This is a genomic window from Kribbella sp. NPDC000426 (genome assembly GCF_040300265.1).
Taxonomy (GTDB): domain Bacteria; phylum Actinomycetota; class Actinomycetes; order Propionibacteriales; family Kribbellaceae; genus Kribbella.
This window is the reverse complement of sequence record NZ_JBEPDK010000002.1, coordinates 24,595-49,912: the sequence shown is the minus strand read 5'-3', so window position 1 is coordinate 49,912 and position 25,318 is coordinate 24,595. Positions and strand designations below refer to the sequence as shown.

General features: G+C 67.2%; 16 protein-coding genes and 1 pseudogene. 7 read left to right on the top strand and 10 right to left on the bottom strand.

Features of this window, described 5'->3' with window-relative positions; genetic code table 11:
- The first annotated feature begins 13 nt into the window (after positions 1 to 13).
- Positions 14 to 820, top strand: coding sequence for a DUF6338 family protein (locus tag ABT313_RS08050; protein WP_350849996.1), 807 nt, complete (start codon positions 14 to 16; stop codon positions 818 to 820).
- Between the two features lie 309 nt (positions 821 to 1,129).
- Here the strand turns inward: ABT313_RS08050 and ABT313_RS08045 are convergent, their stop codons facing one another.
- Positions 1,130 to 1,648, bottom strand: coding sequence for an SOS response-associated peptidase (locus tag ABT313_RS08045; protein WP_350852075.1), 519 nt, complete (start codon positions 1,646 to 1,648; stop codon positions 1,130 to 1,132).
- Between the two features lie 50 nt (positions 1,649 to 1,698).
- Between ABT313_RS08045 and ABT313_RS08040 the strand changes: the two genes are divergently transcribed.
- A complete protein-coding gene (locus tag ABT313_RS08040; protein ID WP_350849994.1) occupies positions 1,699 to 2,895 on the top strand; it encodes a tyrosine-type recombinase/integrase in 1,197 nt (398 codons plus the stop codon).
- A gap of 190 nt (positions 2,896 to 3,085) precedes the next feature.
- Entirely contained in the window at positions 3,086 to 5,386 is a 2,301-nt protein-coding gene (locus ABT313_RS08035; protein ID WP_350849992.1) for a tyrosine-type recombinase/integrase, read from the top strand.
- A 475-nt stretch (positions 5,387 to 5,861) separates the two neighbouring features.
- Here the strand turns inward: ABT313_RS08035 and ABT313_RS08030 are convergent, their stop codons facing one another.
- The 7 genes and pseudogenes from ABT313_RS08030 to ABT313_RS08000 all read right to left on the bottom strand — a co-directional run bounded on the left by ABT313_RS08030 (position 5,862) and on the right by ABT313_RS08000 (position 16,122).
- Entirely contained in the window at positions 5,862 to 7,220 is a 1,359-nt protein-coding gene (locus tag ABT313_RS08030; RefSeq protein WP_350852072.1) for a glycoside hydrolase family 15 protein, read from the bottom strand.
- A 66-nt stretch (positions 7,221 to 7,286) separates the two neighbouring features.
- A pseudogene (locus ABT313_RS08025) lies at positions 7,287 to 7,703 on the bottom strand (trehalase-like domain-containing protein); the annotation flags it as partial.
- A 1,329-nt stretch (positions 7,704 to 9,032) separates the two neighbouring features.
- Positions 9,033 to 10,694 carry a cytochrome bc1 complex cytochrome b subunit gene (gene qcrB / locus ABT313_RS08020; RefSeq protein WP_502883948.1) on the bottom strand — a complete coding sequence of 554 codons (1,662 nt, stop codon included), beginning with the start codon at positions 10,692 to 10,694 and terminating at the stop codon, positions 9,033 to 9,035.
- Between the two features lie 236 nt (positions 10,695 to 10,930).
- A complete protein-coding gene (gene msrA / locus ABT313_RS08015; RefSeq protein WP_350849988.1) occupies positions 10,931 to 11,443 on the bottom strand; it encodes a peptide-methionine (S)-S-oxide reductase MsrA in 513 nt (170 codons plus the stop codon).
- Between the two features lie 418 nt (positions 11,444 to 11,861).
- Positions 11,862 to 12,476 (bottom strand): sigma-70 family RNA polymerase sigma factor, encoded by a 615-nt coding sequence (locus ABT313_RS08010; protein WP_350849986.1) that lies wholly within the window; start codon positions 12,474 to 12,476, stop codon positions 11,862 to 11,864.
- 743 nt (positions 12,477 to 13,219) lie between these two features.
- Complete coding sequence (locus ABT313_RS08005) at positions 13,220 to 14,647, bottom strand: epoxide hydrolase family protein (protein WP_350849984.1); 1,428 nt, start codon at positions 14,645 to 14,647, stop codon at positions 13,220 to 13,222.
- A 242-nt stretch (positions 14,648 to 14,889) separates the two neighbouring features.
- Positions 14,890 to 16,122 (bottom strand): epoxide hydrolase family protein, encoded by a 1,233-nt coding sequence (locus tag ABT313_RS08000; RefSeq protein WP_350849982.1) that lies wholly within the window; start codon positions 16,120 to 16,122, stop codon positions 14,890 to 14,892.
- Between the two features lie 418 nt (positions 16,123 to 16,540).
- Here ABT313_RS08000 and ABT313_RS07995 point away from each other — a divergent pair, with 418 nt between their 5' ends.
- Positions 16,541 to 17,416 (top strand): alpha/beta fold hydrolase, encoded by an 876-nt coding sequence (locus ABT313_RS07995; RefSeq protein ID WP_350849980.1) that lies wholly within the window; start codon positions 16,541 to 16,543, stop codon positions 17,414 to 17,416.
- Between the two features lie 74 nt (positions 17,417 to 17,490).
- On the opposite strand, the gene ABT313_RS07990 is transcribed toward ABT313_RS07995, so the two are convergent.
- Positions 17,491 to 18,774, bottom strand: a complete 1,284-nt coding sequence (locus tag ABT313_RS07990) for an MFS transporter (protein ID WP_350849978.1) — start codon at positions 18,772 to 18,774, stop codon at positions 17,491 to 17,493.
- 32 nt (positions 18,775 to 18,806) lie between these two features.
- Positions 18,807 to 19,784 (bottom strand): redoxin domain-containing protein, encoded by a 978-nt coding sequence (locus ABT313_RS07985; RefSeq protein ID WP_350849976.1) that lies wholly within the window; start codon positions 19,782 to 19,784, stop codon positions 18,807 to 18,809.
- Positions 19,785 to 20,171: 387 nt separating this feature from the next.
- Here ABT313_RS07985 and ABT313_RS07980 point away from each other — a divergent pair, with 387 nt between their 5' ends.
- From ABT313_RS07980 to ABT313_RS07970, 3 genes are all read left to right on the top strand, one after another.
- Complete coding sequence (locus tag ABT313_RS07980; protein WP_350849974.1) at positions 20,172 to 20,591, top strand: hypothetical protein; 420 nt, start codon at positions 20,172 to 20,174, stop codon at positions 20,589 to 20,591.
- Positions 20,588 to 22,183, top strand: a complete 1,596-nt coding sequence (locus tag ABT313_RS07975; protein WP_350849972.1) for a GMC family oxidoreductase — start codon at positions 20,588 to 20,590, stop codon at positions 22,181 to 22,183. Before ABT313_RS07980 ends, ABT313_RS07975 begins: the two co-directional genes overlap by 4 nt.
- A 164-nt stretch (positions 22,184 to 22,347) precedes the next feature.
- Positions 22,348 to 25,125 carry a helix-turn-helix transcriptional regulator gene (locus ABT313_RS07970; RefSeq protein ID WP_350849970.1) on the top strand — a complete coding sequence of 926 codons (2,778 nt, stop codon included), beginning with the start codon at positions 22,348 to 22,350 and terminating at the stop codon, positions 25,123 to 25,125.
- Positions 25,126 to 25,318 lie beyond the last annotated feature (193 nt).

Sequence of the window (25,318 nt, the reverse complement as noted above, 5' to 3'; positions counted from 1 at the left end):
CAGGAGAGGCCCGATGCCCACCACACTGACCGGGCTCTTGCTGTTCGTCGTCCTCCTGCTGCCGGGCTTCGCCTATCAGGTCGGCAAGGAACGCCGCGGAACCGAACGGACCGCGTCCGTGCTCCGCGAGACAGGTGCAGTGGTGGCCGTCAGCGTCGCCAGCGAGGCGGCCGTACTCATCGCCACGTCGTGGCTGTGGTCACGGCACATCGACTTTGGCCGGCTCGTCCGGCAACCGCGCACGTACTGGCACTGCCATCCGGCCACCCTGCTGTGGTGGGCGATCGGGCTGCTCGCCGCAGCGATCGCCGTGGCCTACATGGTCACGCTGTTCCGCGGTGCGAGGGTGCCCCGCTGGGGGCACCGCGTCGCCGGCTGGCTCAAGCAGATCCGGATCAAGAACCACCGGCCGGTCTTTGTCGCGTTGCGCTGGACCTGGCGAAGGATCACCTTCGTGCACCCGTCGACGATGTCGGCGTGGGCCGCGCTGTTCCGCGACGCCAACGCGTTCGAGATGTTGGTGGAGATCCGACTAATCGACGGGGCGTGGGTCAGCGGCTCGCTGATGTCCTACAGCACCATCGGTGCGGACACATCCGACCGGGAACTGATCCTCGGCCCGCCGATCAAGTGGCGTGGGCCAAAGGGGAAGGACCTCCACAACTACCCGGTCTCGAACGTGGCTATTTCAGCCCGTCAGATCTCCGCCATGTTTGTGGCGAAGCTGCGGCACGACCAGGACATCAACGCCACGCGGCCACCGGCCGTCAGTCGTCCTCAGCCGGAGGCTGAGGCGGAAGCGGCACCTCCGGGACAATGAGATGGCTGGTGTTCTGACCAGCCTTGGGCGGGTTCCCAGTCGTGGGGAGGATCTGCTGCCCCTTCTCCTCCGTGCCCTTCAGCGGACCACCAAGTGACAGCGGCCGCTGACCGAACTTGTTCCGGTCGTCGCCACCGTCGACCATCTTGATCGTGTCGTTCACTCCGGTCTCCTTCATGAAGATTCTCCGAGAACGGATGCCGGGGGGCGCCGCGCACACGCAGCTTCGACAGTAGCGGCTCCCCCCGACAGTTTTGGGCGATCGCTGCTGCGGGCCCATCGCCGCGCGGCCCCGGCCGGAACCGCCGGTCAGGTCTGAGCTGGAAGAGGTTCGAGTAGCTCGGGGCCGTTGTTCTTCACGCTGTTGACGGCCTTCGACACGGCGTACATGTCGAGGCTGCCGTCGGCCGGCGGTGCCAACAGGCTCCGGAGCTGGTCGACGTCGTGGTTGCGTGGATCCAGCCACTCGTCCCAGCGATCCGGGGTGATTGCCATCGGCATCCGGTCGTGGATCCGGCCGACGCTGTCGGTCGCGGTGGTGGTGATGATGGTGTACGTCGGCACGATCCGGTTCGGGTCGTCGTCGGGCAGCGACTTGTCGTACCAGACCTCGTACAGGCCGGCCAACGACAGCGTCAGTCCGTCTGCGGGCCGCAGCACGAACGGCTGCTTCAGCTTCTTGCCCGCCGTACCCACCTGGTCGGTTTCGAGCCATTCGTAGAAGGCGTCGACCGGGATGAGCGCCCGCCGCGATCTGAACGCGCTCCGGTACGCGGGCTTCTCGTGCACGGTCTCCGCGCGCGCGTTGATCATCCGAGTTGACTGCACCAAGTCTCTATCCTCTGGCGGGTCGCCTGGTGACGAGGAGGTCTTGGTTCGTGGACGAGCTTCGAGAAGATTTGCTGAACGGCCGGATCGATGTGCCGCGGGTTGGCGAGGTCCTCGCGGTCGAGGGACGGTTTCCTCCGTTCGTCGTGGTTGATGCCGGCGGCGTCGAGGTTGCGGCGGCGGTTCAGTATCTGCGGGATCTGGCGCTTGGTGATGTGAGTCCGTTGACGTGCCGCAGCTACGGGTTCGATCTGCTGCGTTGGTTCCGGCTGTTGTGGGTTCTGGGGGTGGATTGGGATCGGGCGACCTCGTCGGAGGTTGCGGTGCTGGTCGGCTGGATGAGGTCGGCGCGGAATCCGCAGCGAATGCGGCGGGTAGGGTTGGCGGCGGCGGGGATGGTGAATCCGAGGACTGGTAAGCGAGCGCTGGTGGCGGGTTATGCGCCGCGGACCATCAACCACGCGCTGACTGTGGTCTATCGGTTTTACGAGTTCCATGCCCACCACTGCGCGGGCCCTGTGCAGAATCCGGTGCCTGTGTCGCGTGAGCAGCGCGCGGCTCTGTCTCACCGCAGTCCGCTTGAGCAGTTGCCCGCGGTGCGGCGGTCTCGGCTGCGTCAGCGGGTGCCGGAGCAGTTGCCACGGGCAATGTCAGATCGGCTGTGGGAAGCGTTGTTCGCGGCGATGGGGTGCGATCGAGATCGCGCGCTGCTGTCGATGTATGTGTCCAGCGGCGCTCGTGCGTCGGAGCTGCTCGGGATCGGATTGGCCGATGTCGATTGGGGTCGGCAGCTCATCCATGTGGTGTCGAAGGGCACCAGGCTGAGGCAGGCGGTGCCTGTCTCGCCGGAGAGCCTGCGGCACCTGGCGCTCTACCTGGCTGAGGCCGGGGTGCCGGGCGAGGGAGAGCCGTTATGGCGGACCCGGCGGGGTGAGCCACGGCAACTGTCGTATTGGGCGATGCGGCGCACCATGCAACGGGCGAATGAGCGCCTGGGGACGGACTGGACGCTGCACGATCTGCGACACACGGCCGCGACAAGGCTGGCGAACGACCCGGGCATGACGCTGACTGAGGTGCGCGCGATCTTGCGCCATGCCGATATCAACACCACCGGGATCTACACCGCGGTCCGGGTCGAGGACCTGTTCGACAAGCTGCAGGAGCACTACATCAGGCCGCGGCCATCGCGCCGTTTGCCCGCCGGCTACGACCCCGACGACGTGAAGGTCGTGTTCGGTGGCTAGGGCGGACGGTCGCGCCGGAGGCGAGGCCACGCTGGCCGTCGGTCACCTGAGGGCGGCGTCAGCCGATCAGAAGGTTGTCCGGGAACTGGATCCCCGGATCGTGCGATCTGGGCTCCTGCCGGCGCCGGCCGCTCATCCTTCGGTGAGACCCGGTCGGTTCGGTGATCTGTCAGCCGCGTCAATCGAGGAGGTGACCGACGCGGTGACCCGTGCGTGGGGCGACGGCAGGGCGGCCGGGCCGCCGAGGCGCGGCGCCAGGGCGGTGCTAAGTCATCTTGCCGGGTTCCCCGGCCAGACCTGGCAGGGACGGTGGGAAGCCAGCGGGCTCAACGCAGCCGGACGACGGGTCGGCGACGTCGCCGGGCCACCGACCGGTCGGGCCGGTCGCCGGGAGGTGATGACCGCTGGGCTGCGCGCGCTGCTGTGTGTCCGGGCCTTCCGACCCACGCTCGCAGCGCTGCGATCGAACCGGATCCTGCGTCTGGCGGAGACATTCAGACTGGTGGAGGGCGACGAGCTGCTTGACCAGTTCTTCGAGGAAGTGGCCAGCTCTGGGCGCAGTGCAACGGTCCGGACAGCCGCGGTTCTCGATGTCACCTACGCCTTGCTGAGCCAGGGCATCGGTCTGCGGGACCTGACACCGGAGGCGTTGCTGCATTACGCATTCGAGTCCGGACGGCTCGGCGTGACCCCGAGAGCGGTCGGCAACGCGAACCGGCTTGCCGGCGCAGCGGCCTGGGATGTGCTGCACCGCATGGGTCACTTCGGACCGGGCGCCCCGCACTCTCTCAAGGTCTGCCTGAACGGTGGACAGCGGTCGGCGGCCGAGCTGGTCGACCGCCACGATGTCAGCAATGCCGACATCCGCGAGGTGTTGATCGAGTATCTGGAGCGTCGGCGGCCGGAGTGCGACTACAGCACGTGGGCCGCGCTGTCGCTGCGTTTGGTCGGCCAGTTCTGGAAGCAGATCGAGCTGATCGACGCGAGCCAGAAGGACCTGCGGCTGCCGAGCAGCACCTACGAGCAGTGGGCTGCCGGGCTGAGGATCCGCTCCGACGGACGCGCCCGGCTCCGGCCGGAATCGATCGTGGCGACCGTCCGCAGCTTTTACCTGGATCTGCAGAGCTGGGCGGTCGAGGAACCGGAACGGTGGGCGCAGTGGGCGGCGCCGTGCCCGGTCCCGCCCGGCACGGGCCGCAGCAGCCGCGCTGGTCAGCGACGGGTGACGGAGCGGGTCGCTGATCGCATCAGACAGCGTCAGCCGTGGCTTCCCACCCTCGTTGAGCACGTCGAACGGCAGCACGCCAGGCTGCGTGAGTTGCTTGGCGTCGCTGGGGAGATACCCGCCGGTGCCGAGTTCACCTACGCCGGCTGCGTCTATCAGCGCACCGATACCGAGCACGACCGGCAGATGGTGGCGCGCGGTCAGATCCATGTCCGCGTGAAGGAGACTTCGTCTCCCGGCGAGCTGACGAACCTGACGCTTGCCGAGGACGCCGCGTTCTGGACCTGGGCCTGCGTCGAGACTCTGCGGCACACCGGACTTCGGATTGAGGAGCTCCTCGAGCTCAGCCAGCTGAGCATTCGCCAATACGAGCGTCCCAACGGAGAGCTGATCGGGCTGCTGGTGATCGCGCCGTCGAAGACGGACCGGGAGCGAGTGATTCCGATGTCGGCGGAGCTGTTCCACGTGATCGCGGCAGTCATCGGCCGGCACACCACGGCGGGACGATCGATCCGGGTCGTACGGCGCTGGGATCCGCACGAGCGGGTCTGGTCCGCACCGATGCCGTTCCTGTTCCAACGGCCCCTGATCAGCGCCGGAGCAATGAGCCTTCAGAGCGTACGGGAGGCGATTACCCGCCAGTGCGAGCAGATCGCCGCGGCGAAACCCGCGTTTGCCAGCGTGAGGTTCACACCGCACGACTTCCGGCGATTGTTCGCGACCGAGCTGGTCAACAACGGCCTGCCGATCCATATCGGCGCCAAACTCCTCGGGCATCTCGACCTAGCCACCACCCAGGGCTACGTCGCGGTGTTCGAGGAAGACACTGTGCGCCACTACCAGGACTTCCTCGCCCGCCGTCGCGCACTGCGCCCGGCCGACGAGTACGGTCCCGTTGACGCCAATGAGTGGTCAGAGTTCGAGGACCACTTCGACAAACGCAAGGTCGAACTCGGCAACTGCGACCGTCCCTACGGCAGCCCCTGCCAACACGAGCACGCCTGCCTCCGCTGCCCATTGCTCCGCATCAAACCCGCAATGCTGCCGAGACTGGCCGAACTCGAAACAGACCTCCAAACACGCCGAGACCGAGCATCAGCCGAGGGCTGGTTAGGAGAAATCGAGGGCATCGACCTCACCCTGCGGCTACTCCGCGAGAAACAAGCCAGCGCTGAACGTATCAACGCAGACAGTGGCGCACGCAGTGTGGTCGACCTCGGCATGCCAAGCACCGCGGCAAGGAGCACGCTGACTGGGATCGTCTAGTCTTGCCCCCCGCGTCTCAGGGTCACCTGCCAGGCAGACCAGAACATGCCCGTGGTTCGACCAGAACGTCCACTCACGACTGTGCCGCAGTCAATCTGTGGGCGGCGTCCAACTGTGGGAGACCCGCCGAAGGGCCGGCGGCGCGGGAGAGCCGGCGGGGGGGAATCGGGCGCCTGGCTGTAGACCGGGGTACGGGGCGTCCGTAGGTCATGCGCGACCGTGAGCGGATCATGTGCCACCGCGCCCCGGTCAGCAACTCCACCACCTGCCGACTCGCACGCAGCGCCTCCAGACCGGAAACGCCCGGCAAGTCGGCGTCCGCTCGGCCGGGTCCAGCAGCTTTCAATGCCAGATCTGACATCACGCGTCGCGCCACCTCACACGCCAGCCGGCGCGGCTCCGCCGGGGCGAATCTTCTCCGTGCAGTCCCCTAGCCAGCCACCAGGCCCAACGTCACAAACCTCGCCTGCCGTCGCTAGGCGGCCTTTGTGGGGGTCTTCTGCTGCAGGTCTGGCTGCACATCCCGTGCACTTGTAGAGGCGCTCGAGGCGCTCAGGGTGACCGCGGTTGTGACCAGGGCTGCGTGGCTGAAAGCCTGGGGTGTGTTGCCGAGGTGATCACCGGTGACTGGATCGTATTCCTCGCTCAGCAGGCCCACATCGTTGCGAAGTCCGAGGAGACGCTCGAACAGCGCGGCAGCGTCGTCGGTGCGGCCCATACCGTGCAGCGCATCGGCCAGCCAGAAAGAGGTAGCCAGGAAGGTCCCCTCACCTCCAGGTACGCCGTCGACGTTCTCCACGCCGTCATCGACGAGGTAGCGCCTCACGAGACCGTGACAGGTGAGGTCACGCTCGATCGCGTCGACGGTTGCGATCACCCGGTCGTCGTGCCATGGAAGGAAGCCGTACCGCGGCATCAGCAGGATGGACGCGTCGAGCCTGGCGGATCCATAGGACTGGGTGAACGCCTTCAGCCCGACGTGGTAGCCCCGGTCGACGATCTCCCGTGCGACGGTATGGCGCAAACACGACAGGCTCGCGAGTTGCTGCGGCTCCTCGATCCCGAGGCTCTCGTGACCTCGGATCGCCCGGTCGATACCGACCCAGGTGAGTAGCTTGGAGTGCAAGAAGTGCCGGCGCGGGCCTCGGACCTCCCAGAGTCCGTGGTCAGGCTCTCGCCAGTGCGCCTGGATCTGAACCAACAGAGCCTGTTCCAGGATGGCCTGATCCGGGTGATTCGGCACACCCGCGTCCCGGAGCTCTGCAAGGATGTCAAGCACCTCGCCCCAGACGTCGTTCTGCTGCTGCTTTGCTGCCTCATTGCCTATCCGGACCGGCGCAGAACCAGCATGGCCCGGAAGCCAGTAGAGGATCTCTTCCGGTAGGTGGCTGGCGCCGTCAATGGCATACATGATCCGCGGTTCCGAGGGGTTGTCGAGCACAGTACGTACGAGCCAGTCGCGCCAGGCGACGACCTCGTCGACGTGGCCGGTGGCGAGGAACGCCCGCAAGGTGAAGGTGGCGTCGCGCAACCACGAGTACCGGTAGTCCCAGTTGCGGGAGCCGCCGAGCGTCTCTGGCAGCGAGGTAGTGGCAGCAGCCAAGATGCTGCCTGTCGGAGCGAAGGTGAGTGCCTTGAGGATCATCAGGGACTGCTTGACCTCGCTCGTCCAGGGGCCGCTGTAGGTGGCTCGATTGACCCACTCGGTCCAGAATGCCGCGGTAGCCTCAACAGCGGTGTCCGCGCTCTGAATGGGTTGCTGAACATCGCTTGCAGACATGTAGCTGAAGGTGAAACAGATCCGCTGTCCCGGGCCGACGACGAAGTGCCCCATCCAGGACGCGTCGACAACACAGAGGTCGACATCGGTACTCAGGCTCAGCGCGTGACCGCCGCTGACCGCAACCAGTTGCTTCTTCGAGCGGCGAAACCTCGGCGTACGCCGCCCGTACCCCATCCGTGGTGCGATCCGCGTGCGCATCGCGACAGTGCCGGAGATTCCCTCGACAACCCGCACCACGGTGGGGGTTGCAGCACCCGGAACCATAAGGTCGGTAACCCTGACCAGGCCCTCGGCCGTAGTCCAATCCGTCTCCAGGATCAAGGTGTCGGTACGGTACCGGCGCTGGCTGGACCGGAGACTTGCAGCCGGCGCGAGGGTCCACTGACCGTGCCGTGAATCTCCGAGAAGAGCGGCGTAGATAGCGGGTGAGTCGAAGCGCGGCACGCTCAGCCAGTCGATCGCTCCATCGGAGCCAACCAGAGCAGCCGTGCGCAGGTCCCCGATTAGAGCGTAGTCCTGAATTTGCTGACTCATTGTCGTCCGTCCCTTCTCAAGTCGGGTCCTGGTCGCAAGAGTCGGCGACCGGCGACACCTTTCGCACCCGTGCCGAGCACCGGGGCTGCCCCCGGGGCGACATCGCTGCAACAGACCAGGGTTTCTTCCGCAAGGTGGACGACGACCTTTGGCTCACCTCCAAGTTGCAAACCCTGGGGCGAGGCGCTGGCTCGCCCCAGTGGCAAGCCCTCGTGCTCGGTACGGGCGCGACGGATCCTTCAAGCGCGCAGACTTCAGGTCAGCACCAATCAGGTGCTACCCCAGCACCGAGGACTGCCGAGATGGCTCTCACGAGCGAGCAACTGCGCAGCAACGCCGCTGTGCGACCGGTCAGGATCGACGTTCCTGAAGCGGTCTTGGATTACGGCCGGCCCATCCCCGATCCGGCCGAGCAAGCGCATCGTGACACAAGACCGGTGGGCGGGCGTTCCGACACAGTCAGCGCCCGTCCGCCGTACCACCCTTGGAGGCTGGTCAGGAAAGGAAAGTCGCGGTATCGACGACCAGCCCGGCTTAGGACATGTCGAGACGGCTCTACGCCCAGGGATTTGTCGTCACGCCTACCGGCTGAATCACAATCGCCCCATGCGGAGGACCTGACCCAGGAGGTCTTCGTACCAGTCGTCAGCCATCTGGGAGCCTTCGAGGCTGGCTCCTCCGCACCACCGTGGACCTCTTTATCGACCAGCAACGTCGGCATCGCGGATCCATTCGAACCGCTCGCCAGCACCAAATACCTCACCAGGCCGTCTTCCGACAACGATCTGGAATATCGGACCTTCGGCGCCGACGTGCGCTGGCCGACCCCGGGGCGGTGTCGGACGCCAACCGGAAGGCGGTCCAAGACGCTGGGCTGGCCTTCAGCTTCGGCGCGAGAATCCACAAGATCCCAACCAGGTCGAGAAAGTCGCGCGTCGCGCGATCCAGGCGAGCAGATCTGCCCGGCATGTACAAATCCTCACCGCCCAAGGACCACTCCCCACGGACACCCGACTTCGGTCAGGTCCGTCGACACCTGCTGTCAACCCGGCTGATGAGCTGGGCTGCGGTTCCAGCGTGAACGAGCAGGCGTCCTCGTGAAGACGTGCGAGACGCGCCTTGAGCAGTCTGCAGCCAGTTGGAGAACGAATGCCGATGCCGAGTTGTCCCTTGCACCTGCAGTCACACAGTCGAGCATTTGCATGTCACGAGGTGTGGTCGAGCCGTTCGACTGCTTCGCGACAGAGACCTTCTGCGGCGTCCCGCATCTCAGCAACGCGCGATCCGAGTTTCTCGGGTAGGCGAGAAGGGCATGTGATGCTGGTCCCCTCATTCGGTATGTCTAGCCTCGCGGTAGGTCTCCGTGTCCTCGGTCAGCTCGTGGATCTCGTCGGCGTCGTGCGCGTGCTCGTGCGCCTCCTCGATCTCCTGAGCGGTCGGCTTCTGGACGGCGTCGGCGTAGTAGAAGCGGGACAGCGCGGCGCGGGCCTTGTGCAGCGCCCGGCGCGGGGCGCGGACGCCGTTCTCGTCGGTCTCCGGGCCGATCTCGTGCGGCACGACCCGGGCCCGGGCGGTCAGCGCGTACGCCTCGTACGTCGAGATCGGCTGGTGTTTCTCGGTGTACTTGCCGTTCGCGTCGCGCACGATCACACCAGTCTCCAGGCCGTGCAGCAGCCGGTCCTGGTCGGCCCGCTGCAGCGAGATCGCCCAGCGGCGCGCGACCCAGAAGCCCAGGATCGGGCCGAGGATCACCGCGAACCGCAGGAACCACGTCACGTGGTTCAGCGAGATGCCGAAGTGGGTGGCGATCAGGTCGTTACCGCCGCCGATCCACAGCAGGGCGTAGAAGGTGATGAACGCGACGCCGATGCCGGTCCGGGTCGGCACGTCCCGCGGCCGGTCCAGCAGGTGGTGCTCACGCTTGTCACCGGTGATCCAGCCCTCGATGAACGGATACAGCGCGACCAGCGTGACGAACGCCGGCGGCACGATCAGCGCGGGGATGAGCAGGTTCCAGCTGATCGTGATGCCCCAGAACGTCGACTCGAAGCCGGGGAAGATTCGCACCGAGCCTTCCAGCCAGCCCATGTACCAGTCCGGCTGCGAACCGGCGGTCACCTCGGCCGGGTTGTACGGTCCGTAGAGCCAGACCGGGTTGATCTGCATCAGTGCGCCCATCAGCGCGGTGACGCCGAAGACCGCGAAGAAGAAGCCGCCGGCCTTGGCCGTGTACACCGGGAACAGCGGGTAGCCGACCACGTTCTTCTCGGTCCGGCCGGGACCGGCGTACTGCGTGTGCTTGTGGTACACGACCAGGAACAGGTGCACCGTGACCAGGGCCAGGATGATGCCCGGGATCAGCAGCACATGGACGATGAAGAACCGGGAGACGAAGTCGTCGCCGGGGAACTCACCGCCGAAGATGAAGAAGTTCAGATAGGTGCCTACAAGAGGCGAGGCGAGCACAAATCCGTTGGTGATCCGCAGGCCCGTACCGGACAGCAGGTCGTCGGGGAGGCCGTAGCCGATGAAGCCCTCGACGATGCCCAGGAACAGCATCCCGAAGCCGATCAGCCAGTTCAGCTCGCGCGGCTTGCGGAACGCGCCGGTGAAGAACATCCGCAGCAGGTGCACCATCATCGCGGCGATGAACAGCACGGCCGCCCAGTGGTGGATCTGGCGGACAAGCAGACCGCCGCGGACGTCGAAGGTGATGTCCAGCGTGGAGGCGTAGGCCTCCGACATGTGCAGACCCTTGAGCAGGCTGTACGAGCCCTGGTACTCGACCTCGGCCATCGACGGCTTGAACCAGAACGTCAGGAACGTGCCGGTCAGGATCAAGATGATGAAGCTGTACAGCGCGATCTCGCCCAGCATGAACGACCAGTGGTCGGGGAAGACCTTCCGCAGGTTCTTCTTCCCGATCTTCGCGATGCCGAGGCGATCGTCGAGCCACTTGACCGGCCCAGGGAACTCTGTGCTTGTTGACACTGCTGTCACCTCGCGAGGCTCGCGGTCGTAATGTCAGACCATTTCGCAATTGACGCACGCTTCCGCAGCGGACAGGCGACCCTGAGGGTTCTCGTCAGGACGCCATCCGCGGCGAAACTGCCCAGGTAACCGCGCCGTGTCATCGGCAGGCTCACGTCCCTCGACATGAGTCTTCGGCGTGCATCGGCTGCGCTGGACGGTGTCCCGTACCGGCACGGACCCGCGGTGTCCCCACGTTACTGAACGCGGGCATTGGAGAGCTTCCATTTGGGCCGCTCGTAGTGGCACGTGTATCCCGACGGGTATCGCTTCAGGTAGTTCTGGTGCTCGGGCTCGGCGTCCCAGAAGGGCCCGGCGGGGGTGACTGCCGTGACCACCTTGCCCGGCCAGATTCCGGACGCGTCCACGTCGGCGATGGTGCGCTCGGCGACGTCGCGTTGCTCGTCGCTGGTGTAGAAGATCTCGGACCGGTACTCGCTGCCGCGGTCGTTGCCCTGCCGGTTCTTCGTCGAGGGGTCGTGGATCTGGAAGAAGTACTCCAGCAGTTCGCGGTAAGAGAGCTGGTCGGAGTCGAAGGTGACCTTGATGGCTTCGGCGTGCCCCCGGTGGTTGCCGTAAGTCGCGTTGGGGAGGTCGCCGCCGGTGTAGCCGACCACGCTCGAAATGACGCCGAGGTGCTTGTCGATGAGGTCTTGGACGCCCCAGAAGCAGCCTCCAGCCAGGATCGCGGTCTGCGGTTCAGTCGTCATGGTCGGGTCCTCTCCTAGGGGCGGCGGGTGGTCGCACCATGAGCATGCCCCTGCTCCGCGGTCGAACGCCCCAGTGTCACCCCTGGGTCCTACTACGGGGTGCCGGGGACAAGTGACCTGGCACGCATCACTCGTGCTTGTGCGGACCATGACCGAGCGCTGGATGGCTCGGCCGCACTGGGTCTCGCGGAGCCGGTTCTTGCCACGACCGCCTTCTGCCGCAGTACTGCCGGCGACTCTCGACGTCCAGCCGGTGCTCGTAGTCAGTACGGCTTGGGCGCGGGGAGCATGGGGACCGGCGGTGGGTAGCGTCGCCGACCGCATCGATCCGTCCTGGTGCCGGCTGTGCTCATGACGGCGCGGCCCGTCCTAGGCGGCGGGGCACCGTCGACGGGAGACGGCCGGTCGGTAACGTCGGTCATCGCGCGGCGTCCTCAGCACGGCCTGGACGGCGTCGCCCCGCGGTCCGACGGCGGTGTGCGAGGGAACCGCGCAGTTGCTCACGTCCGCGGTACAAGCGGGTGCTGACCGTCGCCGGCTTCAAGTCGAGAAGGTCGGCGATCTGGTCGCGCGGTACCCCGGCGATGTCGTTGAGCACAACGACGGTGCGGAACTTCGGAGTCACCGCCTCGAGCGCCTCAGCAATATCGGTGTCGAGGATCTGGTCGGTCACAAGCTCGATCGCCGAAGGGGTCGCCTGTGCGGGGAGCGAGTTATCCGTCTCGAACAACGGGTAGATCTTCGCGCGGCTGCGGTGACGGACCAGGTTGATGAACATGTTGGTGGCGATGCGGTTGAGCCAGGCCTCGACGTTTCCGGGGCGGCGGAAAGTCGCCCACGACCGGAAGACCCTGACGAACGTCTCCTGAGCGAGGTCCTCGGCATCCTGCGGGTCCCGGGCGAGCACGAGGCACCGCCGATACACGAAGGCGTAGTGGCGGTTCACTATCGCATCCCAGGACGGCGCGGGCCCGGCGAAGCTCACCGGTCCGTCCGGGTCGTCCTGCACTGCCGTCTTAACGGTCTCGTCCATCCGAACCATCTCCCTTCGCGGTGGAATGACGGCCTCGAGGTCCGTATCTCGAGCAAACGCGGCTGACCGTGACCCAAGGTCCCCTGCGACCGCGTCGGTTGCGCCAGCGGCGGCACCGGACTTCAACACGGGGTTGGTCGCCTCGCACACACGCGGTCGCCCACCGTGGCCCGACTCCAAGAGCAGCGAGACACACCTCGAGGCGCGGTTCCGCGGTCACGCGTCGGCGTTGCGGTCAGGCGACCAGTGAATCCGCGTTCGGTGACGCATCCGCGTCGCAGGAGCAGGTGTCGCTGCACGGGAGGTAGGTGTGCGTCGCGTGGCCGCAGCCTGGACACGGGCGGTCGTGCGAGAGGCGGCTCCGGACTTCTTCAGGTGCGTCCCACATGACTGCGCTCCCTCCGTACGGCGGTTAACGGATACCTCCAGGCTTGTCCAACGACCGGGAAGCAGCGCCCGGGTCGACCACTGGGCTATGGCCCCAGGGTCAGGTGTCCGAGTCAGGCGGCCAGGTCGCGTTCCCTGCCTGCTGATCACTCATCGACACGGATGTCGTATTGGAGTGCGCAGTACGGTCCACCCTGTCAGTGAGGACTGGCGCCCCGGGGGGCGCTCCGCTCTACTCAGGTCGGCCGGGATCGCCCCAGTCTTCGGTGACTACGCGAAGCGAAGTCCGGTGACGGTATCGACGCGGGTGTCCGTCGAACCGTCACCGGACTTCGTCCGGCGGTCGTGCTTGCTGGTCAGAGTTTCTTGCGCAGCGATCGGAGGCCGGTGCGGACCTCGCTGACGTAGAGCTTGGGCTGCTCCCAGGCTGCGAAGTGCCCGCCCTTCGGGAGCCGGTTGTAGTGGATCAGGTTCGGGAACGCTTTCCGTGCCCACGTCTCGGGGGCCGGATAGAGCTCGGTGGGGAACACGCTCACCGCGACCGGGACGTTCTTGATGCCCTTGACGCCGAAAAACGAGAATTTGTTCTCCGCGTACAAGCGTCCGGCAGACACCACCGTGTTGGTCAGCCAGAAGTGTGTGATGTTGTCGAGCACGTCGAAAGGCGATAGGCCCTCACGGACGCCGGAGATCGACCTGGTGATCATCGCCAGGCTCTTGGCGTCGTGGTCCATCAGGTACGCCGCGACCCCGACCGGGGAGTCGGCCTGGCCATAGATGACCTGAGGGCGGAAGGCCATCTGCAGCGCATAGCTGACGCCACCGGTCCACACTTTGTCCAGTTCCTCGCAGCAAATGCGCTCGTCCGCGGTGAGGTTGGCCGGCAGGTTCGGGAGCACAGGCGCAGCTCCGAGGAGGTTCTTCTGGAACATGGAGTCGATCTCCGGGGGGACGACGCCGGCCATGTTCGTGTGGATGCCCAGCAGGCCCGCCGGCGCGTCGACGGCCATCAGTTCGACCACGATCGCGCCCCAGTCGCCACCCGCGGCGACGAACTTTTTGTAGCCCAGGCGTCGCATCAGCTCGACGTAGGCACGCCCGATCCGGTCCGGGCCCCAACCCTTCGCGGTCGGCTTGCCGGAGTACCCGTAGCCAGGCATCGAGGGCACCACGACGTGGAACGCGTCTGCGGAGCTGCCGCCGTACGCGGTCGGATTGGTCAGCGGGCTGACGATCTTGAGTTGCTCGACGATCGAGCCGGGCCAGCCGTGGCAGATGACGATGGGCATCGCGTTGGCGTGCTTGGAGCGTGCGTGGATGAAATGGAAGTCCAGGCCGTCGATCTCGGTGATGTAGTGCGGGAAAGAGTTGATCCGGGCTTCACACCGCCGCCAGTCGTACTGCTCGCTCCACGTGTGGGCGAGTGCCTGCATCGTGGCGAGCTGCGGGCCCTGGGACTGGTCGTCGACGGTCTCCTTCTCCGGCCACTGGGTCTCGCGGACACGCCTCTTGAGGTCGACGAGCTTGCTCCTGGGTTCGTGGACGCGGAACCGGCGCACCGCCGTCCCGCCTGAGGTCCGGCGGGCCGGCGTGACAGCGGCCGCTGCGGTGCGGAACCCTTGGGTGCCGATCGACGTCACCGCGGCCGCGGCCGCTACCGCGGCTGAACGGGACAGGAACGTTCGACGGGTCGAGGCGACCCCGGACGTCGACGTGCTTGGAGAGATGTCGGTGATCGGGGTGTCCGACCTGTCGGGTGGGGGTGTGGGTGACGTTTGAGACATGACAAGACCTCCTTGGCCTTGGGTCTGGGGGGCGCCGGCGGCGTCTCGAACCGTTCTGCTGCGTTCCGGCGACTACCGGGGTGCTGGGGGTTGCTGGGGGTTGCTTGGGGTGCGCTGGGTGCGCTGGGTGCGGGGCTGAACGACGTGAGTGGCGCTCGGGAGGGGCCGCTCAGCCCCGCTTATGCGTGCGGGTCGAGGCGCGCGCCATGTGGGGTTGTTCGGTTGTGGTGTTCGGTTCGCAGTTACCGCAACGTGCGGAATCCGGTCCGAACCTCGTCGACGTACAGCTCGGGCTGCTCCCAGGCTGCGAAGTGGCCGCCCTTGGGGAGCCGGTTGTAGTGGACGAGCTTGGGGTACGCCTTGCGTGCCCACGTCTCCGGCGCCGGGTACAGCTCGTCGGGGAACACGCTCACGGCGACCGGGACCTCGGTGACGCCCTTGACGCCGAAGAACGAGTACGTGTTCTCGGCGTACAGGCGGCCGGCGGACACCACGGTGTTCGTCAACCAGAAGTGGGTCACGTTGTCGAGGACGTCGCTGGGTGTGAGGCCCTCGGGCTCGCCGTTGACCGACCGGGTAATCATCGCGAGGCTCTTGGCGTCGTGGTCGAGCAAGTAGGCGGCGAGCCCGGCCGGGGAGTCGGCCTGGCCGACAATGACCTGCGGACGGGCCGCCATCTGGAGGGCGTAGCTGACGCCGCCAGTCCAGACCTTGTCGAGCTCCTCACAGCACTTGCGCTCGTCGTCGGTGAGGTCGGCGGGCAGGTTGGGCAGCACCGGGGAGGCCCCCAGGACATTCTTGAAGAACTGGACGTCGATCTCCGGGGGGATGACGCCAGCCATGTTGACGTGCACGCCGAGCACCGAGGCCGGGTGGTTGACGGCCAGCAGCTCCACGACGATGGTGCCCCAGTCGCCGCCGGCCGCGAAGTACTGGTCATAGCCGATGCGCTTCATCAGCACGTCCCACGCCGCGGCAATGCGGTCCGGGCCCCAGCCCTTCTCGGTCGGCTTGCCGGAGTACCCGTAGCCTGGCATGGACGGGACGATGACGTGGAACGCGTCGTCGGCGCTGCCACCGTACTTGGTCGGGTTGGTCAGCGGCTCGATGATCTTCAGCTGCTCGACGATCGAGCCCGGCCACCCGTGACTGACGAGGAGCGGCTTCGCGTTCTCGTGCGGCGAGCGCGCGTGGATGAAGTGGATGTCGAGGCCGTCGATCTCGGTGAGGAAGTGCGGGAAGGAGTTGATCTTGGCCTCGCACTTGCGCCAGTCGTACTCCTCGAGCCAGTAGCGCGCCAGCGCCTGCACGGTGGCGAGCTGCGGCCCCTGGGACTGGTCGTCCACGGTCTCCTTCTCGGGCCATCGGGTGGCGGCGATCCGGGCCCGCAGGTCGTCAAGGTCTGCCTGCGGGACCTCGACCTTGAACGGTCGTACCGCTGTGGCACTGGTCCGCTCGTCAACTGTGGTAGCCATGGGCTCCTCCTGGGTGGATGGACTTGCGTCCGGGTTTCAAGAAGCGTGCCGAGGCGGCCGGAGAAGAGCGCCCGTGGTGACCCCGGGGTTGTCCACCGGGGTCGCGACCCCGTGTAGGTGCCAGCGGTACTACGGGTGGAAGAGACGGCTGGAGCTGCCAACCTGATCTCGACGGCCCATCCCCGGGGTCGTCGTCGAGAGAGGACTTCCAATGAACACGTGCGCACGCGCTCACTGCGAAGGCCAACCCAGCTCACCTTCTGCGGCGGTGACCGCGGCTCACAGCCCGAGATGCCCCGTGCTGACCGGCACCACGAACGGCCCTGTGAACATGCCCGCGGACACCTCTGGGAGCGCTCCTAGCGGCACTGGGGCCGCTGAGTTCGGGTCAGTTCTGACCGCTCCGCAGCTCCCTCCGTTGTTCAGTTGGACCTTCGAGAGCCGGATCGTGCAGGCCAACGGCATCCGTCAGCACGTTGTCGTCGGGGGTGAAGGCCCGCCCCTGCTGCTGATCCACGGGTGGCCGCAGAACTGGTACGCCTGGCGTCTGGTGATGCCAGGCCTCGCGCGGGACTTCACGGTGATCGCTGTCGACCAACGCGGCATCGGCCTGACGGAGCTGACGGCGACCGGGTACGACACTGCGACGCTTGCCGCGGACATGGCCGAGCTCATGTCGACGCTGGGCTACGGGCGGTTCGCGGTCGTCGGCCACGACACTGGTCTGGCGATCGCCTACGCACTGGCCGCCGACTTCCCACGCCGGGTGCACCATCTCGCGGTCGCAGAGGTGCCGGCACCGCCCGGGGTGGTGCCACCCGGCCCGCCGCTGTTCACCCCCGAGACCGTCAACAACCGGCTGTGGCACATCCCGTTCAACCGCGTCGATGACGAGCTCATCGTTGACATGGTCCACGACCACGCGGACGCGTTCTTCGGATACGAGTTCCAGGTGCAGGGCGGCGGAACCGACATGCCCGCACACGCCCGCGACTACTACATCAGCCTCTACAACCGTGACAAGGACGCGCTACGCGCCTCGTTCGGCTTCTACCGCGCCTGGGACCAGATGCTCGACCAGAACGCGCAACGCGCGACCACGAAACTCACCATCCCGGTCCTGGGCATCGGCGGCTCGCTCAGCTGGGGCGACAAGGTCGCCCAGGGAATGATGCCCGCGGCCGAACACGTCCGCGCCGCCGTCATCCCCTGCACGGGCCACTGGGTGGCCGAACAAGGACCCGAGGAACTCGTCGCCGTCCTCCGGCACTTCCTGCCCCCCGACAGCGACTAGGACACCGCTCACCGTGTCGCGTAGACCGAGCGCCCGGATGGATCACCCCGGTCACGGACAGCGTCGCGCGGGTCTCACGATCCGTCCCCGGAGCGTAGGAAAGCCCGGGCCGACGCGCCGCGGGACGCCCAGGCCATGACTGCAGCAGAGAGTGCGATGACGGCCACTACGGCGCCGAAGATCTGGAAGGTCCTCTGAAGACCGAGGTCTTTGACCAGCAACCCGGCGATGACGGCGGGAATCGACAGCGACGCGTACGCGACGACGTAGAACGCAGACATGACCGACGCGCGGTGCGGGGGCGGGATGACGGCGAGGAGGTTGCGTAGGCCGCCGAGGAACGCGATACCGAAGCCGAACCCGGCGACCGAGCATCCGACGAGATAAGTAGCACCTGATCCGAGGTGGGTGGCCGCTGCAATGGCGAGGATGCCGGCCGCGAGCGCAATCGAGCCGAGGGTGGCCCCCAGCCAGGGTGCGGTGTACCCGAACGCGAGCTGGGCGACCGCGGCGGTGCCGAGGAGTACGACGATGCCGAGCACCGAGACGACCGTGTTCGTCGACTCGAACAGCGCAGTTCCCAGGCTGGGTCCGAGCGAGAAGAAGAGACCACCGGCCGACCACGACGAGATGACTGCGAGGCTGGCGAGGATGAACGGGCCGCGCACGCCCGCCGGGACGTGCGGCCGTTCGAGCCTGAGCCGGAACCGCCTGGTGGACTCGACCGGTTCAGACATCGCGTAGGACCCGACGATTGCCGCTGCGAGCAGTCCGAGGAAGATCAGGTAGGGCACGACCTGGGGCTCCCATGCGATCTGGACGAGCACGGCGGTGGTGAGGATCCCCAGGCCGGTGCCGGTCGTGGTCACCACCGCGTTCGTGAGACTGACCTTGGCCGGCCCACGCGTGCCGGCGAAGTCGAGCAGCGCAGCGCTGGCGGTTCCGACGGCGGCGCCGGTGGCCACGCCCTGTAGGCCCCGCGCGACGAACAGCCAGGCGGCGGAGCTCGCGACGATGAATAGCAAGGTGGAGACCATGAGGGCGCTGAGAGCGGCGAGCAAGACGGGGCGGCGTCCGAGATCATCAGAGACGCTGCCGGCGAGGATCAGGGTCGCCAGCACCCCGAAACTGTAGGTCGCATAGATCAGCGTCAGAGTCAGCGTCGAGAACGACCACAGCTCCATGTACGTCTCGTACAGCGGGGATGGTGCGACCGAGCCGAACAGGCCTAGGCCGATCACGTATGCGGCAACTGCATACGCAACCGGCCCAGGGAGGGTCCGCCGACCCCGGGTGTGGCTGTGGCTCGTGGTCGCCTTCTTGGCCCGGCCACGGGGGTTTGCTGGGTGGTGTGCCATCGCGGGTCACTCCTCGTTGCTGAGGTGCGGGTTCAGCCGAATGTGAGGGCGAAGACCTGCACGGCGGGGTCGAGGAAGGTGATTTCGAAGGTGCGGTCCTCGATGTGACCGGTCTGCCGGATCAGCTGGTGCAGCCGTTGGTGGGTGACGGCGCCGAAGCCCTCGGCGTCGACGTCCTCGCCGTGGGCGTCATCGGGCGCGTGCCCGTCGAGGGTGACCCGGAAGTGGACGGTGTCGCAGCAGTCGGTGGGTCCCATCACGAGGTTCAGGTCACGGGCGTGGAAGCGCATGACGAGCGACCCGGCTGCCTCAGTCATGGTGCAGGACTCCTGGGCGATCGCCCACGTGCCGTGCAGAGACCAGTGGTTCAGCGGCAGCGGCGGGGGTTCGGTGTGTGTGTGCGGCTGCCCGAATCGTGGGCCGCTGGGGTAGGCGAAGCTGTCACTGCGCGCGGACCCGAGGTAGGTCTCTGGCGACTGCAGGTGGTCCCAGTCCGCAGCGATCTCCGCGCCCTGAGCCTCGATGGCTGCTGCTGCGGGCAGGTCGTGGACGCCGAGCAGCTCGCGAATCACCTGCTCGGACCGGTCGTAGGCGCCTTCCCCGAAGTGGTGGTGCCTGATCCGCCCCTCGCGGTCGACGAAGTACAGCGCCGGCCAGTAGTGGTTGGCGAAGGAGGCCCATACGGCGTAATCGCTGTCGAGTGCGACCGGGTAGGAGATCCCCATCTCGCGGACCGCGAGCTCGACGTTGTCCACCCGGCGCTCGAAGCCGAACTCGGGGGTGTGGACTCCGACGGTGACCAGGCCGTGGGGGCGGTAGGTGGCGTCCCAGGCGCGCAGGTACGGAAGCTGGCGGAGCCAGTTCACGCAGGTGTAGGTCCAGAAGTTGACGAGGGTGACCTTCCCGAGAAGGTCGTGGGCGGTCAGTGGGGTGGAGTTCAGCCACCCGGTTGCGCCTTCGAAGCCAGGGGCGCGGCTCTCTGATCTTGAGCGGGACTGTTCGGCGGTCATGGCGGACCTTTCGGTCTGGGATGGCACTGGGATTGCAGTGGGGGACGTTTCCAGCGTGTCTGGACCGTGGCGGCTATGCGCCCGTGCTCAGCACGGGCATCCCATGACACCGGCACCCGGGTCGGCCCGGCGGCGCGCCTCGCCCGATTGAGCCACTCCTGCCGAGGTGCGCCGACGATTAGACCTTCCGCCCCTCTCGGAATGCGTGGCCGCGGGCGCTTTCGCCTTGTAGCGCGGGGATTGCGGACGGTTGCTGTGGACCGGCGAGCGCGGTTCGCTGGTTGTTTCGCGGCCCCTTTGCACCCGTAAGGGCGAGGAGTAGCATCCCCAGAGGGCCTGGGGGTATTTGGTCGCTGATCGCTCAGCGACCCCCTGGATGGAGCGACCATGCCCGACCCCATTCGTCTGGACGACCACGCTGTCATGACCGTGGCGTCGATCTCGCGAGCGATGTACCCGCACGACACCTTGCCTGACGAGGTGTACGCGCGGGTGGCGGCCAAGCTCGCCGACGCAGCTGGCGAGGACGCGGCCACCGCGGCCGTCATCAGCACTGCGCTGAGCACTCTCACCGCCAACGACCACCTTCTCGAACTCCCTGAGGAGGTGCGTCTGACCACCGTTGCATCCGAGGCGGGAACCGAGTTCTTCAACCTCGTCCGCAGCCTCGCCGTAGTCGAGGTGTACTCCGACACACGCACCTGGGAGCTCTGCGGGTACGAAGGCCCGTCCTTCGACAAGGGCGGCTACCTGACCCGCGGTTTCAACGACCTCGACTGGCTTCCTGACCCCGAGGACGAACCGTGACCTTCGACAGCCCAGACCAGCCCATCCCCCACCGCTTCTCCCTGACCGACGCCGAGGTCGTCGTCATCGGATCCGGCGCGGGAGGCGGCACGCTTGCCAGCGAGCTGTGCCACAAGGGAGTCAACGTGGTGCTCCTTGAGGCCGGCGAGCATCACCAGCCCGAGGACTTTATCAACGACGAGTGGCCCTCGCTGGCCCAGCTCGCGTGGCTGGACTCGCGCACCACCTCCGGATCCTGGCAGATCGCCACCGACTGGCCGACATTACCCGCGTGGACATGCAAGGCCGTCGGTGGCACGACGGTGCACTGGGCCGGCGGATGCCCGAGGCTCAAGGACTGGGAGTTCCGGACCCTCTCGACGCATAGCCCGATCGAGGGCACCAGTCTGCTGGACTGGCCCATCGAGCTGTCCGACCTCGAGCCCTACTACGGCAAGGCCGAGGAACGGATGGGCGTGACCCGCACCAACGGGATTCCGCCGCTGCCGGCGAACAACAACTACAAGGTGTTGGCCAACGGGGCGAAGCGCGTCGGCTACACCGGCGTGTCCACCGGCCGCATGGCGATCAACCCGGTTCCCCGAGCTGGCCGCCCTGGCACGATCCAGGACGGGTTCAACTACCAGGGCGACAAGTCCCGCGCGCACTGGTCCACCCTGACGGCCGAGATCCCGCTCGCGGAGAAGACCGGCCGGCTTGACCTGCGGCCAGGGTGCATGGCGATCCGCATCGAGCACAACAGTTCCGGGCGCGTCACTGGGGTCGTGTATGCCGACCTCGACGGTCACCTGCAGGTCCAGGCCGCGCGCCTGGTGTGCGTGGCCGGGAACGCCATCGAGACCGCCCGCCTGCTGCTGAACTCGGCGTCGTCCCAGTTCCCCGACGGACTGGCGAACTCCAGCGGCCAGGTCGGCCGCAACTACCTGCGCCACCTGACCGGATCGGTGTTCGCAACCTTCGAGCAGCCGGTGCACATGTACCGGGGCGAAACGATGGCCGGCATCATCACCGACGAATCCCGCAACGACCCGTCCCGAGGGTTCGTCGGCGGCTACTACATCGAGCCGCTGTCGCTAGGCCCGGCCTTCCTGGCGTCGTTCCTGGTCCCGGGTGGCTACGGCCGGGACTACGCCGCCGTGATGGAGCAGTACGACCACATGGCCGGAATGTGGTTGGTCGGCGAGGACGTCCCACGGGAGACGAACCGCATCACCCTCAACACCGACGTCCTCGACCAGTTCGGGCAGCCGGTGCCGAACGTGCACTTCGACGATCATTCGAACGACCTGGCCATGCGTGCACACGCCTACGCGGCCGGCGAGGCCATCTACGAGGCAGTCGGATCCACGCGGACGTTCCGCGTACCGCCGTACCCGAACACCCACAACATGGGAACGGCACGGATGAGTGCGCGGCCCGAGGACGGGGTCGTCAACGGGTACGGGCGGGCACACGACGTGCCGAACCTGTTCGTCTCCGACGGCAGCGTCATGACCACAGGCGCCGCGGCCAACCCGACGTTGACCATCGTGGCGCTGGCGTTGCGGCAGGCCGACCACCTCGAGGAGCAGATGAAGGCCGGGAACCTCTAGCCGCGGCCGCGGAGTTCGGGCCCTGGACCGCGACTTGCCACACGGGTGCGCCTATCGCCTCCGCGGAAAGGAGTCGGGTCTTGGATCCAGAGCCAACAAGCGGAAACCCCGCCGACAGCCTCTTACGCTCCACCTTGCCCGCCGTCCGCATCCATGTGGAGGCTGTGCGAACCGTAGCGGCTGGTCCCGAGTTGCGTGGCCGAGCGACTGAGTGCGGCTACCTCGGCGACCTGGTTGCCGCGGTCCGACGGGGCAAGAGCCGTGCCCTGGTGCTCAGCGGCGACGCCGGCATCGGCAAGAGCGCGTTGCTGGGGCACCTGACAGGCGTCGCAGACGGCGTAGCGATAACGCGGGCGGCGGGGATCGAGTCGGAGATGGAGCTGGCCTACGCCAGCCTGCACCAGGTGTGCGCGCCACTCCTGAACCACCTCAACGACATTCCAGGCCCGCAGCGGCGCGCCCTCGCGACCGTGTTCGGCCTGAGCGACGGAGCAGCACCGGACCGATTCCTGGTCAGCCTCGCAACCTTGAGCCTGTTCGCTGCCGTGGCGGAGGAACGACCCCTCTTGTGCGTGATCGACGACTGCCAGTGGCTGGACTACAACTCGGCGTCGACGCTCGCATTTGTCGCGCGCCGTCTCCTGGCCGAACGGGTCGGCATCGTCTTCGCGGCCCGAACGGTTCCGGACACGATGGCCGACCTACCGCAGATGGTTGTGCGCGGTGTCAGCAACGTCGAAGCCCGGGCGCTGTTGGACTCGGCCGTTCCGTTCAAGATCGACGAGATGGTCCGCGACCGGATCGTCGCCGAGACCGGCGGCAACCCGCTTGCTCTGCTCGAGCTCCCCAACGGGCTGACCCCCACCCAGTTGGCCGGCGGGTTCGGGCTGGTCGGACAGCACACGCTGTCAGGACGCATCGAGGAAAGCTTCCTGCGGCGCCTGGAAGATCTGCCGGCCAAGACGCGCCGGCTGCTGCTCATCGCCGCTGCCGAGCCGATCGGAGACCCGCTGCTGCTGTGGAACGCTGCCGAACGCCTGCGGATCCGACCCGAGGCCGCGGACTCCGCGATCGCGTCGGGCCTTCTGAGCATCGACAACCGAGTGGTCTTCCGACACCCGCTGGCGCGCTCCGCGGTCTACCAGGCCGCCTCCGCCGAAGACCGCCGCACAGTCCACCTGGCCTTGGCGCAGGCGACGAACAAGCAGAACGACCCCGACCGCCGCGCATGGCACCGGGCCGCCGCGTCGGCCGGCCCGGATGAGGACGTGGCCGCCGAGTTGGAGCAGTCCGCCGACCGGGCCCGGGCGCGTGGTGGGCTCGCGGCTGCTGCAGCGTTCCTGCAGCGGGCGGTCGCGCTGAGCGAAGACCCGACGCTGCGGACCGAACGCGCCATCGCTGCCGCGGAGACGAGCTTGAAGGCCGGCGCCTTCGAGCGGGCGCTCGACCTGGTCACCACCGCGGAGACCGGGACCATGGACGGCTACCAACACAGCCGCTGCGACCTGCTCCGCGCCCGGGTCGCGTTCGCTGCGGGCCTGTGGAGCGACGCACCACCGCTGCTGCTGCGCGCCGCACGCCAACTCGAACCGTACGACGAGGACCTGTCGCGCGAGACCTACCTGACCGCGTGGGGCGCCGCCGGCTTGGGCGAAGAGCGGGCCGCACGCGAGTTCCTGCCCCAGATCTCCCAGGCAGCGCGGGCGCTGCCCAGTCCAGTGGCCGACGAGAACCCGCGCGACCTGCTCCTGGACGGGCTCGCCCTGCTGACCCTCGACGGACACGCGGCAGCCCACCCGCTGCTGACGCGGGCAACCCAGACCGCAGCGACCATGTCCACCCATGACGTGTTGCGGTGGGGCTGGATGATTGTCGGCGCCTACGCTGCGATCTGGGACTACGACGGTTGGTACGCAGCCGCCACACGCAACGTCAAGGTCGTCCGGGAGGCCGGCGAACTCGCCGCACTGCCCGTGCACCTCACCTACCTGGGCATGGCCACCGCCTGGAAAGGCGAGTTCTCCGACACTGCGGCCCTGGTCGCCGAGCTCGACAGCGTCGCGCAAGCGACCGGAAGTCGGTTCCCGCCCTACGCGCTGCTGCGGCTACGGGCCATGCAGGGCCGTGAACCTGAGGCGTCGGCCACCATCGCGCACGCGATCGACCAGTTCGGCGGAGACGGCTCGACCGCCGCCCGCGCCCGGTGGGCGTCTGCGGTGCTCTTCAACGGCCTGGGCCGGTACGAGGAGGCTGCTCGAGCCGCAGCCGAGGCCCTGGATGGGACGCCGAACCACTGGGTGTTCGGCTGGATCCTGCCCGAGCTCGTGGAAAGCGCGATGCGGTCCGGCAACCCGGCGTTGGCACGCAAGGCTCTGATCAGGTTGGACGGGACCACCCGGCTCTGCCGGTCCCACTTCGCGCAGGGTATCCAGGCGCGAAGCGAGGCGCTCGCGGCCGACGGACCGAAGGCCGAGGAGCTCTACTGCGAGGCCATCGAACGATTGACCCAGACGCCACTGCGGCCGGAGCTGGCCCGGGCACACCTGCTCTACGGCGAGTGGCTGCGCCGTGAGAACAGGCGCTTGACGGCCCGCGACCAACTCCACACCGCGTTCGACCTGTTCGCCGACCTCGGCATGGAAGCGTTCGCAGACCGAGCCCGCTCGGAGTTGGAGTCGACCGGTGAGAAGGTCCACCGCCGCAACGTCGAATCGTTCGACGAACTCACCGCACAGGAACGCCAGGTCGCCAGCCTCGCGCGGGACGGCCTATCGAACGCCGACATCGGAGAGCGGCTGTTCCTCAGCCCACGGACCGTGGAGTGGCACCTGCGAAACGTGTACATGAAGTTGAACATCCGCTCCCGCCGCGAACTCACTGCCGCGCTTGCGAGCTCGGACACCCACGACACGAGGGTCGTCACCGGCATGGACGAAACCTGACCACGCCGCGTGCCGGATGCTCCGCGGCTTCGTGCGTGGTGAGCACACGGCCCCCATGGAGTGGCGTCCTGGGCGGGAGCCCTGGGTCCGGGGGCCTCGTGCTTCTTCGCCGTCGAAGTCGCGCCGCGGCGCCGTCCGCACCCCAGACTGCAGTCAATACCGGGGCAGCAGCGTGGCCCGCTGGGGTCTTCTC